The organism is Saccharopolyspora karakumensis (assembly GCF_004349225.1).
Taxonomy (GTDB): Bacteria; Actinomycetota; Actinomycetes; order Mycobacteriales; family Pseudonocardiaceae; genus Saccharopolyspora; species Saccharopolyspora endophytica.
Window position 1 is genome coordinate 1 of the sequence record NZ_SMLA01000018.1, and the last position, 16,082, is coordinate 16,082.

Here is a 16,082-nt window from a genome sequence, read left to right on the forward strand (position 1 = left end):
CCACCCCGTCGCACTCCCACCCAGGTGCCGTCCCCGACCGCAGAAACCCCGATCTCAGTGGAAATCAGGTTCTGAGTTCCACTGAAATCGGGTTCGGGTTCCCACTGAAATCCGGCAGGCCGTCTGGGCGGGTCGCGCGAGCGGCTAGCTGGTGATGTCCTTTCGGTTGAAGCGCCAGATGGCGAGGGTGGTGAAGACCGCGGCGTAGGACAGGGCCGAGAAGCAGCCTGTGATCATCGACGAGGGGTCGATGTCCTCGCTGAGCAGGTCCGAGTACGCCGTGGAGAAGTGGGTGGGCAGGTAGTTGCGGAGATCGCCCAGGGCGGAGATCTGGTCGATGATCTCCGAGAGGATGGAGATCAGGACCGCTCCACCCACTGCACCCAGCGGAGCGTCGGTGTTGACGCTGAGGAACAGGGCGAGCCCGGCGATCCAGCTGAGGTGGACCGCGACGTAGAGCGTCGCGGCGGCCAGGCTCAGCACTCCGCGCGGGAAGGTCAGGGCTTCGCCGGTGGTGCTGATGAGGTCGCCGGTTCCGAACCAGAGCACGCCCACCGCCAGCGCCACCCCGACCAGCAGGACCACGCCGAGGACCGACAGCAGCGCGGCGACCTTCGCCTTCTGCCGCAGCAGCCGCATCCGCGGAACCGGGGCGGCGAGCAGGTATTTCAGGCTCGACCAGGACGCCTCGCTGGCCACGGTGTCGCCGAAGAACAACGCCACCACCACGACCAGCAGGAACCCGGTCGAGGCGAACAGCGTGAACACCGCGAAGTTCAGACCGCTGGCGGTGGCCATGTCGGCGAAGCTCCGCCCGCCGCGCGAGTCGTCCTCGCCGAGCTCGAACGCGGCGAGCAGCAGCAGCGGCAGCAGCACCAGGAACGTCAGGGTCAGCCGGGTGCGCGCCCGCCGCAGCTGGCGCGCCAGCTCCACCCGCAGCGGCAGCGTGCGCTTGGCCGAGTAGCCCTCCGCGGCGCCGTCGGCCTGCGGGACTCCCAGCATCGGCGCGCGCACCAGAGCGGTCTCCGCCTTCGGTACCGCGACCTCGGTCGGGGTTTCGTCGTCGCTCACCGCTGTTCCTCTCCGACGAGCTGCAGGAAGGCGTCCTCCAGGCGGCGTCTCGGACCCACCTGGTGCACCGAGACACCCGATGCGACCAGCACGTTCACCGCGACCGCCGCCTTGTGCCCGGCGAGGTCGGCGTGCACCAGGTCGTCTTCGATCTCGACCAGGCCCAGCCCCTCGATGGTGCGCAGCGCCTCGGCGGCCTCCTCCGGGTCGTCGACCCGGAAGGTCGCCTCCCCGTTGACGGCCATGATGTCGGCGACGCTGCCCTCGGCCACGAGCGTGCCGTTCTGCATGACGATCACGTGCGTGCAGGTCTGCTCGACCTCGGCGAGCAGGTGGCTGGAGACCAGCACCGCGCGGCCGGTGGCGGCGTAGCGGCGCAGGATCTCGCGCATCTGGTGGATCTGCGGCGGGTCGAGACCGTTGGTCGGTTCGTCGAGCACCAGCAGCTCCGGCAGGCCGAGCATCGCCTGGGCGATCGCCAGCCGCTGCTTCATGCCCTGGCTGTAGGTGCGCACCTTGCGCTTCGCGGAGTTCTCCAGGCCGGAGATCTGCAGCACCTCGTCCAGGTGCGCGCGCAGCATCGGACGGCCCGTCGCCGCCCAGTAGTGCCGCAGGTTGTCCAGGCCGGACAGGTGCGGCAGGAAGCCGGGTGACTCCACCAGCGCACCCACCCGCGACAGCACCGGAGCACCGGCCTCCAGCCGGTGGCCGAAGACGCGGACCTCGCCGCGACTCGGCCGCAGCAGACCCAGGAGCATCCGCAGCGTCGTGGTCTTGCCCGCCCCGTTGGGTCCCAGCAGACCGACGATCTGACCGCGCTCCACCTGGAAGCTCAGGTCGTCCACCGCGGCCTTCTTGCCCGGGTAGGACTTCGTCAGCCCGGAGATCACCAGCGGCGTCTCCGCCAGCCGCGGGTCCGGGTCGTCGTTGAACTTGCGGCGGATCGCCGAGATCACCCACAGCAGCAGGGCCAGCACGAACACCAGCCCGATGCCCACCAGCGGGCCGACCGGGACCGAACCGGCGCTGGAGGACGCCGCGCGCACCGACGGGATCGACACCGCCCGGTCGCCGGACAGCGCCACCAGGTGCGCCGACGGTTCCCTCGGCAGCGCGTACGCCTGGTCGGTGGTGGCGACCGCGAGCTCGATGCGGTGACCCGTCTCGATCGGGTGCACGACACCGGGCAGCGCGACGTCGAACTCGATCGGGCTGCCGTCCGCGGGCACGTCCCTGATGTGCAGCGGCGACACGGCGTTGCCGAGCAGCTGGCGCTGGCCGTCGGGGCCGACGTCGTAGAGCTTGGCGAACAGCACCGCGTCGGTGGGCTGCGGTTGGCCCGGCACCGCGGCGATCGCCAGCCGCGTGCGCGGCGTGCCGGAGATCAGCGTCTGCTCCTCCAGCGGCTGGGTGCGGAACACCGCCACCTGGCCGGGCAGGTCCCGGGCCAGGGACTGGCCGAGGCTGCCCGCCGCGTCGAGCACCTGGCCCGCGCCGGGCAGCGCGCTCGTGGCCGCCGGGGACCCGCCGGGCGGGTTGATCACCGGCGTGACCGGGCCGTCCAGCGGAAGCGAGTAGCGCGGCGTCCGGGAGTCCCGCAGCCCCGGGTAGGACGGCGCGGTCATGGTGCGCACCGGGATGTCGCCGTCGCGCTGCGGACGCCCGGCGATGTCGAACTGGAAACCGGTGCCGGGGTCGGGAACCGGTGGCACGCCGCCCAGGTGGAAGGCGAACCAGTCGGCGATGCGCCCGCGCACCTCGGGGCCGGGCGGATTGCCGTCGTGGCCTCCGGCGAACCAGATGGTCTTGACCTCGCCGCCGGCGGCGGAGATCTGCCGCGCGTTGGCGTCGGACTGGTCGAGCCCGAACAGGGTGTCGCGCTCGCCCTGCACCAGCAGCGTCGGCTGGGTGACCCGCGAGTTGTAGGTCTTGGGGGAGGACTTCGCCAGCAGGTCCAGCGTCTGCTGGCTCGCGCGTCCGTGCTGGGCGACCTCGGAGTAGGCCGCGCACACGGCGGGGATGAAATTCCCGCAGGTCAGCGGCGTTCCCGCTGTGGGGCGGGGTGCGCCTCCGGCGGAGAACAGCAGCCCGGTCCACGCTTGCTTGAACACGCCCTCGGGGTTGAACGAGCCGCCTGCCGGGGTGGCTCCGCCGATGCGGACCTGGCTGGCGTTGTTGGGCAGCAGCGCCTGCCCGAGGTCGTTGTAGGTCATCACCGGCGAGATGGCGTCCACGCGCGGATCGGTGCCGGCCAGCATCAGCGCCAGCGCGCCGCCGTAGGAGGCGCCGGTGACGCCGACGCGCGGATCACCGTCGCGGTCGCGCTGCACCTCCGGCTGGCGGGCCATCCAGTCCAGCAGCTGCCGGGCGTCGGCGACCTCGTAGTCCGGGGAGTTCAGCGCGATCTGCCCGGTGCTGCGGCCGAACCCGCGCGCCGAGTAGGTCAGCACCGTGAAGCCGCGTCGGACGAGTTCCCGCGCCTGCTCGTCGGTGTCGGCCTTGCTGCCGCCGAAACCGTGGGCCAGCAGGATCGCCGGAGCCGGGGTGTCGACGGGGGAGTGGAGCGTGACGTCGATCTGCACTCTCTCGGTGCCGCCGGGGCCGTCGAGGACGTCGACCATGGCCTCTCGGGGGGCCGGGGGCTGCGCCGCCGGTTGCAGCGGTTGCACCTGGCCGGACCACAGGAACGCCCCCAGAACCACTAAGAGGACGCAGGGCAGGGCGAGCAGGTACAGGCCGGTTCGGCGACGGGGGGAGGCGGACACGCCATTGACAGTAGGTGAACGGAGCGGCACCGGTTTCATCCAGACGCGGAGGGAAGGCAAGACGCTATGAACCAGAGACCAAAGCGCAATCGGACACCTCGTCGTGCCCGTCGTCGTGTGGTCTTGGCCGCATCCCCGCGTGCGGTGCCCGAGTGATCAGGCCGACGCGATACTAGCGATCATCGGTGTGAACGCAATGCCCCCGGAACGGGGAGCGTGCGCCACCCGCATTGCCCCGTTCAGCGGTCCCACTTAGGTTCGATCCGTGACTTGCGTTGCAAGTGGTCACCCCACCTGGTGCGGGGACCCCGGCATAAGTGACAATCTTGACGAGTGGTGGAGGGGAGTATTCCTTCGCGACGGTGTCGTCATCACGGAACTTGCCTGGTCAAGCCCGGTGCCGTCGACCGATAAAGCAGATCGGTGGAAGAGACCTCCGGTCCCGGACGTGTTCGCCCTGAACCGGAGGTGATTGATGGGTGCCGACCTGATGTTGCGCGCGGCCCCTGCGCAGCAGCCCGCAGTCGACACTATGCACGTGCACTGGTGGGTGTGGGCAGCCACGCTCGGCGGGCTCGCCCTGCTGTTGCTGCTCGACCTGGTGATCGTCGACCGCAAGCCGCACGAAGTGACCACCGCCGAAGCGGCGAAGTGGGTCACCTTCTACATCGGCTGCGCGATCCTGTTCGGCATCGGTGTGTGGATCTTCGGCGATCAGCACTTCGCCATCGAGTTCTTCACCGGTTACATCACCGAGTACTCGCTGAGCGTGGACAACCTGTTCATCTTCATGGTGATCATGTCCAGCTTCGCGGTGCCGTCGATCCACCAGCACAAGGTGCTGCTGATCGGCATCCTGCTCGCGCTGCTCATGCGCGGCATCTTCATCGCCGTCGGCGCTGCGCTGATCGCGCAGTTCGTCTGGGTGTTCTTCATCTTCGGCGCCTTCCTCATCTGGACCGCCTTCAGCATGGTCCGCAAGAAGGACGAGGAAGAGGAGTACAAGGAGAACGCGCTCGTCCGCTGGGTTCGCAAGATGTTCCCGGTGACCGACGACTACCACGAGGCAAAGTCGACGGTGAAGATCGACGGCAAGCGGTACCTGACGCCGATGTTCGTGGTCATCGTGGCCATCGGCAGTGCCGACCTGCTGTTCGCGGTGGACTCGATCCCGGCGATCTTCGGCATCACCCAGGACCCGTTCCTGGTGTTCACCGCCAACGCCTTCGCGCTGATGGGCCTGCGGCAGCTGTACTTCCTGCTCGGCGGCCTGGTGGACAAGCTGGTCTACCTGTCGGTCGGCCTGGCGGTCATCCTCGGCTTCATCGGCCTGAAGCTGATCCTGCACGCCTTCCACGAGTACCACCTGGTGCCGGAGTGGGCGGAGATCAACAACTGGATGTCGCTGGGCTTCATCGTGCTGACCCTCGCGATCACCACGTGGGCCAGCCTCGCCAAGTCCAAGCGGGACGCGGCGGCCGAGGCCAACCAGAGCTGACGCTCGAGCGGCAAGACCAGGAGATCCCCTTCGGACACCGTCCGGAGGGGATCTTCTCGTTCGCGTCAGTCCAGCAGGGTGTAGCTGAGCTCCTGGCAGACGCGTCCCAGCGGGACGTCGAGACCGGGATGGCTCAACGGGAGCAGGACATCCGGGTCGTCCGGGAGCGCGGTGTCCGCGGGCGGGTCCCAGAGGCAGACCGAGGGCTTGCCGGAGTCCATCGCGGACCGGTACCAGAGGCCGTCGAGCTCCGGGTAGGACGCGCGGATCGCGCGGGCCCACGCCTGGGTGCGGGATTTCGGCCCACTGCTGATGGCCTGCGAGGCGCCGGCCCTGGTGGGCCAGAGCCCGGTGAGGTCGAGCAGCCGCAGCGTCCGGCGTGGACGGAACAGCACCAGGTGCGGGCTGCGGGTGCGCCGGTCCACGGTGGACGTCGCCTGGTACACCTCCGCGATGCAGGTCTGCACCGACAGCGAGAAGTACAGGACGCCGTGCTCGCGGGTGATCGTCGGCCCGCCTTGGGAGTTCGGCAGGTGCGGATCGAACCGCGCGTGCGGCAGCGGTCCGGCGTAGCGGAAGCTGTTCCACTGCTGCGGGTGGTTGCCGCCGGAGGTGAACACGCGCGTGAGCCTGGTGCCCGAGGGCACCGCGATCACGTCCTCTGTTCGGCGGAGGATCGCCTGCAGCGCTGCAGGAGCAGGCGGCTGGGGTAGCCGTGCCAATGTGTGGTCCCAGGTGGTCGCGGTGGGGCTGGTCAGGCGGGGGTGCCGATGGCGGCGGCGAGCTCGGCGACCCGGTGCGGATCGCCGCCGGCCAGCAGCCACTCTCGCGGACTCACCGGTCTGTCGTGGATCTCCAGATCCTCCTGGGGTGTGGTCATGAAGTTCGCCAGCACGAGCGCGGGTTGGTCCGCGGGCATCCACGCGAGCACGACGTCCAGGCCGGGCAGCGCGTCGGAGTCGGTGAACTGCCACGCGGGCAGGCGCCAGCCGCCGCGATCCTTCCAGCCGATCAGGCGGCGCTCGCCGATGCGGTGGCGGATCCGGCTGGTGTCGACCCCGATCCGCGCGGCGGCCTGACCGACCGACAGCGCGGTGTCGCGCAGCACCGTCTGCTCGGCGACGGTGCGGGCCCGCGGGTCGACCTCGGTGTCGCCCAGCGGCGACAGGTCCAGTCCGGTGGCCGCGAGCGCGGCGCGCTCCGAGTCGGTGAAGTGCGCGGCTGGGTCGACCTGCGGCGAGGTGAGCTTTCGGGCTGCGTCCTCGACGAGGGTGAGGAATTCGTTGGCGGTGACCTTCAAACCGGCCCTGGCCAACACGGTCTCCAGCGCGGCTGACATATGCCGAGGATACCGCAGAGCGCACGAAATGCGTGCGCGAACGTGCGCGGCCCCACCTGAACGTCACCGCCGGTGTCACCGATGTTGCAGATGGTGACGGTGTGGTTGCTCTGACCGGATTTCCCGGGCTGCGGCGTCCGTGTGCTCGATCGCCCGGCAGGAGGGGGGTCGCCGACTGCGGACTGTCGGCGGATCGCCTCTTGACGGGAGCGCCGAAGGATCGTTGACTGGCCGTACCGACTGGTCGGTCTCACAGTGGAGGTGGCGCGTTGGGCAGCGTGTACGACGAACGACCGTGGTTGGAGCTCTTCGACGACGATCTCCCCGCGGAGATCGAGCCCGAGCACGCCACGATGCTCGACCTGCTCGCCGACACGGTCCGGGAGCACCCCGACGAGGTCGCGCTCACCTACTTCGACGGGCTGCTGACCTTCGCCGAGCTCGACGAGCTCAGCGACGGACTCGCCTGCCACCTCGTCGAACGCGGGGCCGCCCCAGGCGACCGGGTCGCGGTCTACCTGCAGAACGTCCCGCAGTTCGCCATCGCCGTGCTCGCCGGGTGGAAAGCCGGGGCCATCGTCGTCCCGCTCAACCCGATGTACCGGACGCACGAGCTCACCAAGATCCTCGGCGACTCCCGGCCGACCGCCGTGATCTCCTCCGAGCAGGGCTGGCACGAGGTCGTCGGCGGAGTCGCGACCGCGCTGGAGATCGGCATCGCGGTCACCACCAGCGAACTGGACCTGCAGACCCGCGACGACCAGCGGCTGTTCGCCAAGTCGCAGCGCGCACCCGCCGAGGGCTGCGCCGACCTGCTGGCCGTCGCCCGCTCCTACGCCGGCCGGCGCCCGCCGGCGGTCTCGCCGTCCGCATCGGACATCGCGCTGCTGGTGTACACCTCGGGCACCAGCGGAGTCCCCAAGGGAGCCACCAACACCCACGGCAACGTCGTGTTCAACGCCGAGGGCACCGCGCTGCGGCTGGACGAGGACACCCCGGGCGGGATCTTCGCGCTCGCCCCGCTGTTCCACATCACCGGCCTGGTCGTGCAGTTCGCCGCCGCCCTGGCTGCCGGGCGGCAGCTCGACCTGGCCTACCGCTTCGAACCCGGAGTCGTGCTCGACGCCCTCGCCGAGCACGCACCCGCGTTCATGGTCGGTCCGTCCACGGCCTACATGGCGCTGATGAACCACCCCGAGGTCTCGCCGGAGCACTTCGCCTCGCTGAAGATGGTGCACTCCGGTGGAGCTCCGCTGCCCTCGGCGGTCGTCGAGGCGTTCCGCGAGCGCTTCGGGCTCTACATCCGCAACGGTTACGGCCTCACCGAGACCACCGCCACCGCCACCTCCGTCCCGCTGGGCAAGGAAGCGCCGGTCGACGCCGCGTCCGGGACGCTCGCGGTCGGCGTGCCCACCTACAACACCGTGCTGCGGGTGGTCGGCGAGGACGGAGCCGACCTGCCCGTCGGCGAGGTCGGTGAGATCGTCATCGAGGGCCCGATGGTGGTCCCGGCCTACTGGAACAAGCCCGAGGAGACCGCGGCGAGCATCCGGGACGGCCGGCTGCACACCGGCGACGTCGGGTTCATGGACGAGCAGGGCTGGTTCTACGTCGTGGACCGGAAGAAGGACATGATCAACGCCTCCGGCTTCAAGGTGTGGCCGCGCGAGGTCGAGGACGTCCTCTACGGACACCCGGCCGTGCGGGAAGCAGCGGTCGTCGGCGTTCCCGACGCCTACCGCGGCGAGACCGTCAAGGCCTTCATCAGCCTCTCCCACGGCAGCACCGCCACCGGCGAGGAGCTCGTCGAGCACTGCAAGCGGCAGCTGGCCGCCTACAAGTACCCCCGGAGCGTCGACATCCTCGACGAACTCCCGAAGACCGCAACCGGGAAGATCCTGCGCCGACAACTGCGCGACACGGCGCGCGCGGGCGAGCAACACGGAAGGAACGAACAGTGAGCAAGCGTTTCGACGGTCGAGTGGCGATCGTGACCGGAGCCAGCCGCGGAATCGGGCTGGCCATCGCCGAGCGCCTGGTCGCCGAGGGTGCCAAGGTCACCATCACCGCGCGCAAGCCCGAACCGCTGGCCGAAGCCGTCGAGAGCCTCGGCGAGGGCAACGCGCTGGGCATCGCGGGCAAGGCCGACGACCTGGAGCACCAGGCCGAGGCCGTGGCCAAGACCGCGGAGGCCTTCGGCCGGGTGGACCTGCTGGTCAACAACACCGGCATCAACCCCGCCTACGGCCCGATGATCGACCTCGACCACGGCGTCGCGCAGAAGACCTTCCAGGTCAACGTGCTCGCCGCGCTGTCGTGGACCCAGCAGGTCTTCCGCGCCGGGATGGGCGAGCACGGCGGATCGGTGCTCAACGTGTCCTCGGTGGCCGGTCTCAACCCCGCGCCCGGCATCGGCTTCTACGGCGCCACCAAGGCGATGCTGGCGCACATGACCCAGGAGCTGGCCGTGGAGCTCGCGCCGAAGGTGCGCGTCAACGCGATCGCGCCGGCCGTGGTCAAGACGAAGTTCGCCACCGCGCTCTACGCGGACAACGAGGCCGAGGTCGCCGCCGGATACCCGTTGGGGCGCTTGGGAATCCCGTCGGACATCTCCGGCGCGGCGGCGTTCCTGCTCTCCGACGAGGCGTCCTGGATCACCGGTCAGATCCTCGTGCTCGACGGCGGTTCGACCCTGAAGGGCGGTATGTGACGTGCAGTTCGCCGATTCGGTCGTGATCATCACCGGCGCCGGCAACGGCATCGGTGCCGCGATGGCCCGCAAGTTCGCCGCGCTCGGCGCGAGAACGGTTCTCGGTGACCTCGACGCGGACGCCGTCCGCGCGGTCGCGGGCGAGGTCGGTGGCATCGCCGTGCCCGGTGACGCCGCCAGCGAGCAGGGCGTGGCCGAGCTCGTCGACGCCGCGATGGGAGAGCACGGCCGGATCGACGTCTTCTGCGCCAACGCGGGCATCGGCCGCAACGGCGGACCGGAGGCCGACGAGGAGGCATGGGCCGCGTCGTGGGAGGTCAACGTGATGTCCCACGTGCGCGCGGCCCGCGCGGTGCTGCCGCACTGGCTGGAGCGCGGCGAGGGCCACTTCCTGGGCACCGCCTCGGCCGCCGGGCTGCTCACGATGCTCGGGTCCGCGCCGTACTCGGTGACCAAGCACGCCGCGGTCGCCTTCGCCGAGTACCTCAACATCACCTACGCCGACAAGGGCGTCACGGCGCAGGCGCTGTGCCCGCAGGGCGTGCGCACCCAGCTGCTGGAGGCCACCGGCGAGACCGGGCGGATCCTGATGGGCGCCACCGCCATCGAGGCCACCGACGTCGCCGAGATGGTGGCCGAGAAGCTGGGCGGGGAGGAGTTCCTGATCCTGCCGCACCCGGAGGTCGCCGACTACTACGCGTTGCGGGCGGGCCAGCCGGAGCGCTGGCAGGCGGGCATGCGCAAGCTGCAGCGAAAGGTCGAGTAGCGGCCCGACTAGGCTTGCCCGAGGGCATCGACAAGGGGAGGAACGAGATGGCGCGGTCGGCCAACGCACGCACGGGCACGGAGGCGGGCACCGAGCCGGTTCCGCAACGATTGCTGGCCGTAGCCACCCGGCTGTTCGCCGAGCAGGGCTTCGAAGCCACCTCGGTGCAGCAGATCGTCGATGCCGCGGGCGTCACCAAGGGCGCGATGTACCACTACTTCGGCTCCAAGGACGACCTGCTCTACGAGATCTACGCCCGCGTGCTGCGCGATCAGCAGGCGCGGCTGGAGAGCGCGGCCGACAGCGACTCGCCGGTCAAGGAGCGGCTGCACGCCGCGGCTTCGGACGTCGTGGCCACCACGACGGCCAACCTGGAAGACACGATCATCTTCTTCCGGTCGATGCACCTGCTGCACGCCGACAAGCAGGCCGAGGTGCGCGCCGAGCGCCGCCGCTACCACGAGCGCGTGCGCGGCCTGATCGAAGAGGGCCAGAAGACCGGGGTGTTCCGCACCGACAAGTCGGCGGACCTGGTGGTGGACTTCTTCTTCGGCGCCGTGCACCACCTGGGCACCTGGTTCCGCGAGGACGGCAAGCTCACCGGTCAGGAGGTCGGCGAGCACTTCGCCGACCTGCTGCTGGACTCGCTGAGACCGTAGTTCTCGGTCGTGTTTCGTTCCGCCTGCGGGCCTTGTGGCTCCGCTGTGCGGAGGGGTTGGCTGACGCCGGCATGTCGCGAGGCCGACGGGAGTGACCTTGACCGAGACCGAAGCGGCGCGCTCACCGCGCCTGGACCGCGTGCTCAACCTGATCGAGCGGATCGGCAACAAGCTGCCCGACCCGTTCATCCTCTTCGGATCGCTGTTCCTGCTGGTCGCGGTGGTGTCCACGGCGATATCGGCGTTCGGGGTCTCGGTCACCATCCCCGGTTCCGACGAGGCGACGCCGGTGCGCGGAGCCTTCACCGGCGACGGCCTGGAGTTCCTGTTCACGACGATGGCGGAGAACTTCATCGGGTTCCCGCCGCTGGAAACGGTCGTCACGATCATGCTCGCGGTCGGGCTGGCCGAGCGCACCGGCATGCTGACCGCCCTGATCAGGTCGTCCTTCGGCAACGCCCGGCGTTCGGTCCTGCCGTACGCGGTGGGCCTGGTCGGGGTCAGCGCGAGCGTGATGGCCGACACCTCGATGATCATCGTCCCGCCGCTGGCAGCACTGGTGTTCAAGGCCGCCGGCCGCCACCCGGTGGCCGGTCTGCTGGGCGGGTTCGCCGCCACCGGCGCCGGGTACTCGACGTCGATCGTGGTCACCAGCCTGGACGCGCTGTTCTCCGGGATCAGCAACAAGGTCGCCGAGACGCTGCCGAACCCGGGAACGCTCGTCACCCCGGTGTCGAACTACTACTTCAACGCCGTCTCGGCGGTGCTGCTCGGGCTGCTGGCCGGGTTCCTCATCGACCGGCTCATCGAACCGCGCCTGATCCGCAACGGCGTTCCCACCGAGGTTTCCGACGGCGAGGAGTCCGACCTCAAGGTCGCGCTGGAGCCCGCCGAGCGCCGCGGCCTGCTGTGGGCCGGGGCGTCGTTGCTCATCGCGGCCGCGCTGGTGCTGGTGCTGGTGTTCTGGCCGGACTCACCGCTGGCCAACGCCGACGGCGGGTTCCTGCCGGACTCCCCGCTGATGGACTCGGTGACCACGCTGATCTTCCTCGGCTTCGCCGTCCCGGCGATCGCCTACGGCGCCAAGGCCGGGTCCATCACCCGGGCCGCGGACGTGCCGCGGCTGATGGCGCTCGCGCTGCGCGACCTGACCGGGTTCCTGGTGCTGGCGTTCATGCTCGGGCAGTTCATCGCGCTGTTCAACTGGACGAACCTCGGTTCGCTGGTGGCGGTCTCGGGCGCGGACCTGCTGCAGTCGATGCACCTGGACGGGTATCCGGCGTTCCTCGGGTTCATGCTGCTGGCCTCGCTGCTGAACCTGTTCATCATCTCCGGGTCGAGCCTGTGGACGCTGATGGCGGCGGTGTTCGTGCCGATGTTCGCGCTGCTGGGCTTCGAACCCGGCTTCGCCCAGGCGGCGTTCCGGGTCGGTGACTCGGCCACGCAGATCATGACGCCGCTGAACCCGTACATGATCATCATCCTGGGCTACCTGCGCCGCTACGAACCGAGCGCGGGCATCGGCACCCTGGTCGCCCGCATGGTGCCCTTCGTCGTCCCGTTCTGGCTGCTGTGGGCGTTGGTCATGACGGTCTTCTACTTCGCCGACCTCCCGCTGGGCCCCGGCATGGACATCCACATCCAGCCGTGAGGCCGAAACGAGAAGTGGGGAGGTTTCCGCGGAAACCTCCCCACATTCCCCAGAACCGCCGCTAGAGCAGGACGCGGGAGAGGAACTCCGCGACGCAGGCGGGCTTGTCGGCGCCCTCGATCTCCACCGTGGCCTTGACCGCCAGCTGGAGGCCGCCCTCGATCTCGGTGGCGCTGATCAGCTCGGTCGTCGCGCGCACCCGTGCGCCGATCGGGACGGGGGAGGGGAACCGGACCTTGTTCAGGCCGTAGTTGATGCCCATCTTGACGTTGTCGACCCGGAAGGTCTCCGAGTTCAGCTTCGGCAGCAGGCTCAGCGTCAGGAAGCCGTGCGCGATCGGCGTGCCGAACGGTCCCTGCTTCGCCTTCTCGACGTCGACGTGGATCCACTGGTGGTCGTGGGTCGCGTCGGCGAAGGTGTTGACCTGCTCCTGGGTGATGGTCAGCCACTCGCTGGTGCCCAGCTGCTCGCCCTGGGCGGCGAGGATCTCTTCCTTGCTGGTGAAAACCTTCATGCGCTTCCTCCGGGAAGGTCGACGAGTTCGGCGATGCGGGCCCGGTGGGCCTCGGCGATGCCGAAGGTGAGCTGGGAGCTCTTCGCGCGCCCCAGGTACAGGTGCGCGGGGTGCTCCCAGGTCATGCCGATGCCGCCGTGCAGCTGGAGGTGCTCCTCCGCCGCGTGGACCACCAGGTCGGAGACGTAGGCCTGCGCCATCGCCACCGCCAGCTCCTCGTCGGTGCCCGAGGCCAGCGCGTCGGAGGCGTTGCGGGACACCGCACGCGCCATGCTGATCTTGGTCCACAGGTCGGCCAGCCGGTGCTTGATCGCTTGGAAGGAACCGATCTGCCTGCCGAACTGGTAGCGGGTCTTGCCGTACTCCACGGTGGTGTCCAGGCAGTGCTGGGCGAGCCCGACCTGCTCGGCCGCCAGCATCCCCGCCGCCGTGAGCAGCGCGTGGCGCAGCACCCGTTCCGCCTCCGCACCGGAACCGATGCGCTCGCCCGCGGTGCCGTCGAGGACGAGCGTGCCGAAGCGGCGGGTCAGGTCCAGCGGCGTCGCCGGCGTGCGGGTGGCCGCCGAGGTCTCCACCAGGTACAGCGCCGAACCGTCGGTGTCGACGGCCGGAACCACCGCGTAGTCGGCCACTTCCAGGTCCACCACGGCCGACACCGCGCCGGTCAGCGCCGAGTCCTCGGCCTTCACCGACTGCGGGAACGACGCGTGCGGAAGGGTCGTCAGGCCGACCGCGAGGGTGCCCACCTTCGAACCGTCCACCAGCTGCGGCAGCGCGGTCCTCTCCGCGCAGCCCGCCAGCGCCGCGGTGGCCAGCACGGTGCTCAGGAAGGGCACCGGAGCGACCGCGCGGCCGATCTCCTCGGCCACCACCGACAGCTCCCGAGCGGTGGCGCCGGAACCGCCGATCTCCTCGGGCACCAGCAGTCCCGCCAGGCCCATCTCACCGGCCAGCGACCGCCACAGGTCCAGGTCGTAGGGCTCGTCGGTCTCGACGCGGGCCAGGACGGCCGTCCAGTCGCAGCGGTCCCGCAGCACCCGGCGCACGCCGGAGCGCAGGTCCTCCTCGACCTCGGTGTAGAGCAGGTCCGTCATCGCGGCAGCTCCTTCCACGGCTTGTCCTTGTCGGTGCGGATCTCCGGCGGCAGCCCGAGGATCCGCTCGGCGATGACGTTGCGCAGGATCTCGGTCGTGCCGCCCTCGATCGTGTTGCCCTTGGCCCGCAGGTAGCGGAAACCGGGCCCGCGCTTGGTGAAGTCGGTGAACTCCGGCTGGCGGAACGTCCAGTCGTCGTACTCCAGGCCCTCCTCGCCCAGCAGCTCCAGCTGGTAGCCGGTGAGCCGCTGGTTGAGCTCGGCGAAGGCCGACTTGATCGCCGAACCCTCCGGTCCCGGCTCGCCGACGGCCATCTGCTGCCGCAGGCGGATGCTGGCCAGCCGCAGCGCCTCGGCCTCCACCCACAGCTCCAGCAGCCGGTCGTGCAGGCCCGGCGTGCGCTTCTCCGGGTGGCTCCGCCACTGCTCGGCCGCGGCACCGATCAGGCCGCTCTCGCGCGGGGGCGTGCGCCCGCCGATGGCGACGCGCTCGTTCATCAGCGTGCCCAGCGCCACCGACCAGCCCTGGCCGACCTCGCCGAGCCGCTGCGAGTCGGGGATGCGCACACCGGTCAAGAAGACCTCGTTGAACTCGGCCTCGCCGGTGATCTGCCGCAGCGGGCGGACTTCCACGCCCGGCGCGGTCATGTCGCAGATGAAGTAGGTCAGGCCCTTGTGCTTGGGCTGGTCCGGATCGGAGCGGGTCACCAGGATCGCCCACCGGGCCTGGTGCGCCAGCGACGTCCACACCTTCTGCCCGTCGACGACCCAGTCGTCCCCGTCGCGCACGGCCCTGGTGGACAGCGCCGCCAGGTCCGAGCCCGCGCCCGGTTCGCTGAAGAGCTGGCACCAGATCTCCTCGCCGGTCCACAGCGGACGGAGGAAGCGCTCGCGCTGCTCGTCGTCGCCGAAGCGCAGGATCGTCGGGGCCGCCATGCCCAGGCCGATGACGTTCATGTGCGGTTCGTTGTCCGGCGCGCCCGCCTCGGCGAACGCGGCGTCGACGTCGGCCTGCAACTCGCGGGCCGCGCCCAGCCCGCCCAGTCCCTCCGGGAAGTGCACCCACGCCAGCCCGGCGTCGAACCGGGCGCGCAGGAACTCCAGCCGGTCGGTGCTCTTCGGGTCGTGCGCGGCCAGGAACTCCTGGACCCGGCCGCGCAGCTCGGTGGCGTCCACGGTGCTCACGCCTTCGGTCCGCCGGCAACGTAGATGACCTGGCCGGAGACGAATCCGGACCGCTCGTCGGCGAAGAACGAGACGGTGTTGGCGATGTCCTCGGGCTTGCCCGCCCGCGCGACCGGGATCTGCGAGATCGCGGCGGTGGTGAAGTCCTCGAAGGACATGCCGACGCGCTCGGCCGTCGCCTTGGTCATGTCGGTGGCGATGAATCCCGGGGCGATCGCGTTCGCGGTGATGCCGAACTTGCCCAGCTCGATCGCCAGCGTCTTCGTCAGGCCCTGCAGGCCGGCCTTGGCCGTGGAGTAGTTGGCCTGGCCGCGGTTGCCCAGCGCCGAGGTCGACGACAGGTTCACGATCCGGCCCCACTTGGCCTCGACCATGTGCTTCTGCACCGCGCGGGCCATCAGGAACGAGCCGCGCAGGTGCACGTTCATCACGGTGTCCCAGTCGTCCTCGGACATCTTGAACAGCATGTTGTCGCGGAGCACGCCGGCGTTGTTGACCAGCACGGTCGGTGCGCCCAGCTCGGCGGCGACCCGGTCGACGGCGGCCTGCACCTGCTCCGCGTCGGCGACGTCGGCCCCGATGGCCAGCGCCTTGCCGCCGCCGGACTCGATCGCCGAAACGGTGTCACCGCAGGACTTCTCGTCGAGGTCGATGACGCCGACGGCGAACCCGTCTTCGGCCAGCCTCTTCGCGGTGGCGGCGCCGATCCCGCGAGCGGCACCCGTGACGATCGCGACACGACTCTCAACCATGGACAACTCCTCGCTGCTCTGTGCGTTTCCAACCCCGCCCCGCCGACCCCCGGACTTCCACTGAAATCCGGTACCAGGT

General features: G+C 70.0%; 14 protein-coding genes. 6 read left to right on the forward strand and 8 right to left on the reverse strand.

Annotation, left to right across the window (positions count from 1 at the left end):
- Positions 1 to 144: 144 nt before the first annotated feature.
- On the reverse strand, positions 145 to 1,002 hold the full coding sequence (locus E1202_RS14230; protein WP_132683613.1) for an ABC transporter permease subunit: 858 nt from the start codon (positions 1,000 to 1,002) through the stop codon (positions 145 to 147).
- Positions 1,003 to 1,067: 65 nt separating this feature from the next.
- Entirely contained in the window at positions 1,068 to 3,692 is a 2,625-nt protein-coding gene (locus E1202_RS14235) for an alpha/beta fold hydrolase (protein ID WP_235878376.1), read from the reverse strand.
- A gap of 676 nt (positions 3,693 to 4,368) precedes the next feature.
- Here E1202_RS14235 and E1202_RS14240 point away from each other — a divergent pair.
- Positions 4,369 to 5,334: a TerC family protein gene (locus tag E1202_RS14240; RefSeq protein WP_207918633.1), complete on the forward strand. Its 966-nt coding sequence runs from the start codon at positions 4,369 to 4,371 to the stop codon at positions 5,332 to 5,334.
- Positions 5,335 to 5,399: 65 nt separating this feature from the next.
- Here E1202_RS14240 and E1202_RS14245 read toward each other — a convergent pair whose 3' ends face one another.
- Together E1202_RS14245 and E1202_RS14250 are read right to left on the reverse strand one after the other, a co-directional pair.
- Complete coding sequence (locus E1202_RS14245; RefSeq protein ID WP_207918630.1) at positions 5,400 to 6,056, reverse strand: RES family NAD+ phosphorylase; 657 nt, start codon at positions 6,054 to 6,056, stop codon at positions 5,400 to 5,402.
- 32 nt (positions 6,057 to 6,088) lie between these two features.
- Positions 6,089 to 6,673 (reverse strand): DNA-binding protein, encoded by a 585-nt coding sequence (locus tag E1202_RS14250; RefSeq protein WP_132683537.1) that lies wholly within the window; start codon positions 6,671 to 6,673, stop codon positions 6,089 to 6,091.
- Positions 6,674 to 6,942: 269 nt separating this feature from the next.
- Here E1202_RS14250 and E1202_RS14255 point away from each other — a divergent pair, with 269 nt between their 5' ends.
- The 5 genes from E1202_RS14255 (at position 6,943) to E1202_RS14275 (ending at position 12,459) form a co-directional block, all read left to right on the forward strand.
- Positions 6,943 to 8,634 carry a class I adenylate-forming enzyme family protein gene (locus E1202_RS14255; RefSeq protein ID WP_235878355.1) on the forward strand — a complete coding sequence of 564 codons (1,692 nt, stop codon included), beginning with the start codon at positions 6,943 to 6,945 and terminating at the stop codon, positions 8,632 to 8,634.
- Positions 8,631 to 9,383: an SDR family oxidoreductase gene (locus E1202_RS14260; RefSeq protein ID WP_132683538.1), complete on the forward strand. Its 753-nt coding sequence runs from the start codon at positions 8,631 to 8,633 to the stop codon at positions 9,381 to 9,383. Before E1202_RS14255 ends, E1202_RS14260 begins: the two co-directional genes overlap by 4 nt.
- Positions 9,384 to 9,444: 61 nt before the next feature.
- Positions 9,445 to 10,149 (forward strand): SDR family oxidoreductase, encoded by a 705-nt coding sequence (locus tag E1202_RS14265; protein WP_132683616.1) that lies wholly within the window; start codon positions 9,445 to 9,447, stop codon positions 10,147 to 10,149.
- A gap of 47 nt (positions 10,150 to 10,196) precedes the next feature.
- Positions 10,197 to 10,808 (forward strand): TetR/AcrR family transcriptional regulator, encoded by a 612-nt coding sequence (locus E1202_RS14270; RefSeq protein WP_132683539.1) that lies wholly within the window; start codon positions 10,197 to 10,199, stop codon positions 10,806 to 10,808.
- 91 nt (positions 10,809 to 10,899) lie between these two features.
- On the forward strand, positions 10,900 to 12,459 hold the full coding sequence (locus E1202_RS14275; RefSeq protein ID WP_207918631.1) for an AbgT family transporter: 1,560 nt from the start codon (positions 10,900 to 10,902) through the stop codon (positions 12,457 to 12,459).
- 61 nt (positions 12,460 to 12,520) lie between these two features.
- Here the strand turns inward: E1202_RS14275 and E1202_RS14280 are convergent, their stop codons facing one another.
- Genes E1202_RS14280 through fabG form a run of 4 tightly spaced genes read right to left on the reverse strand, consistent with a single transcriptional unit; the run spans position 12,521 to position 16,003 of the window.
- Entirely contained in the window at positions 12,521 to 12,973 is a 453-nt protein-coding gene (locus E1202_RS14280) for a MaoC family dehydratase (protein WP_132683541.1), read from the reverse strand.
- Positions 12,970 to 14,067, reverse strand: coding sequence for an acyl-CoA dehydrogenase family protein (locus E1202_RS14285; RefSeq protein WP_132683542.1), 1,098 nt, complete (start codon positions 14,065 to 14,067; stop codon positions 12,970 to 12,972). The genes E1202_RS14280 and E1202_RS14285 overlap by 4 nt, the downstream gene beginning before the upstream one ends.
- On the reverse strand, positions 14,064 to 15,251 hold the full coding sequence (locus E1202_RS14290) for an acyl-CoA dehydrogenase family protein (RefSeq protein WP_235878357.1): 1,188 nt from the start codon (positions 15,249 to 15,251) through the stop codon (positions 14,064 to 14,066). The genes E1202_RS14285 and E1202_RS14290 overlap by 4 nt, the downstream gene beginning before the upstream one ends.
- Positions 15,248 to 16,003 (reverse strand): 3-oxoacyl-ACP reductase FabG, encoded by a 756-nt coding sequence (fabG, locus tag E1202_RS14295; protein WP_235878360.1) that lies wholly within the window; start codon positions 16,001 to 16,003, stop codon positions 15,248 to 15,250. The genes E1202_RS14290 and fabG overlap by 4 nt, the downstream gene beginning before the upstream one ends.
- Positions 16,004 to 16,082 lie beyond the last annotated feature (79 nt).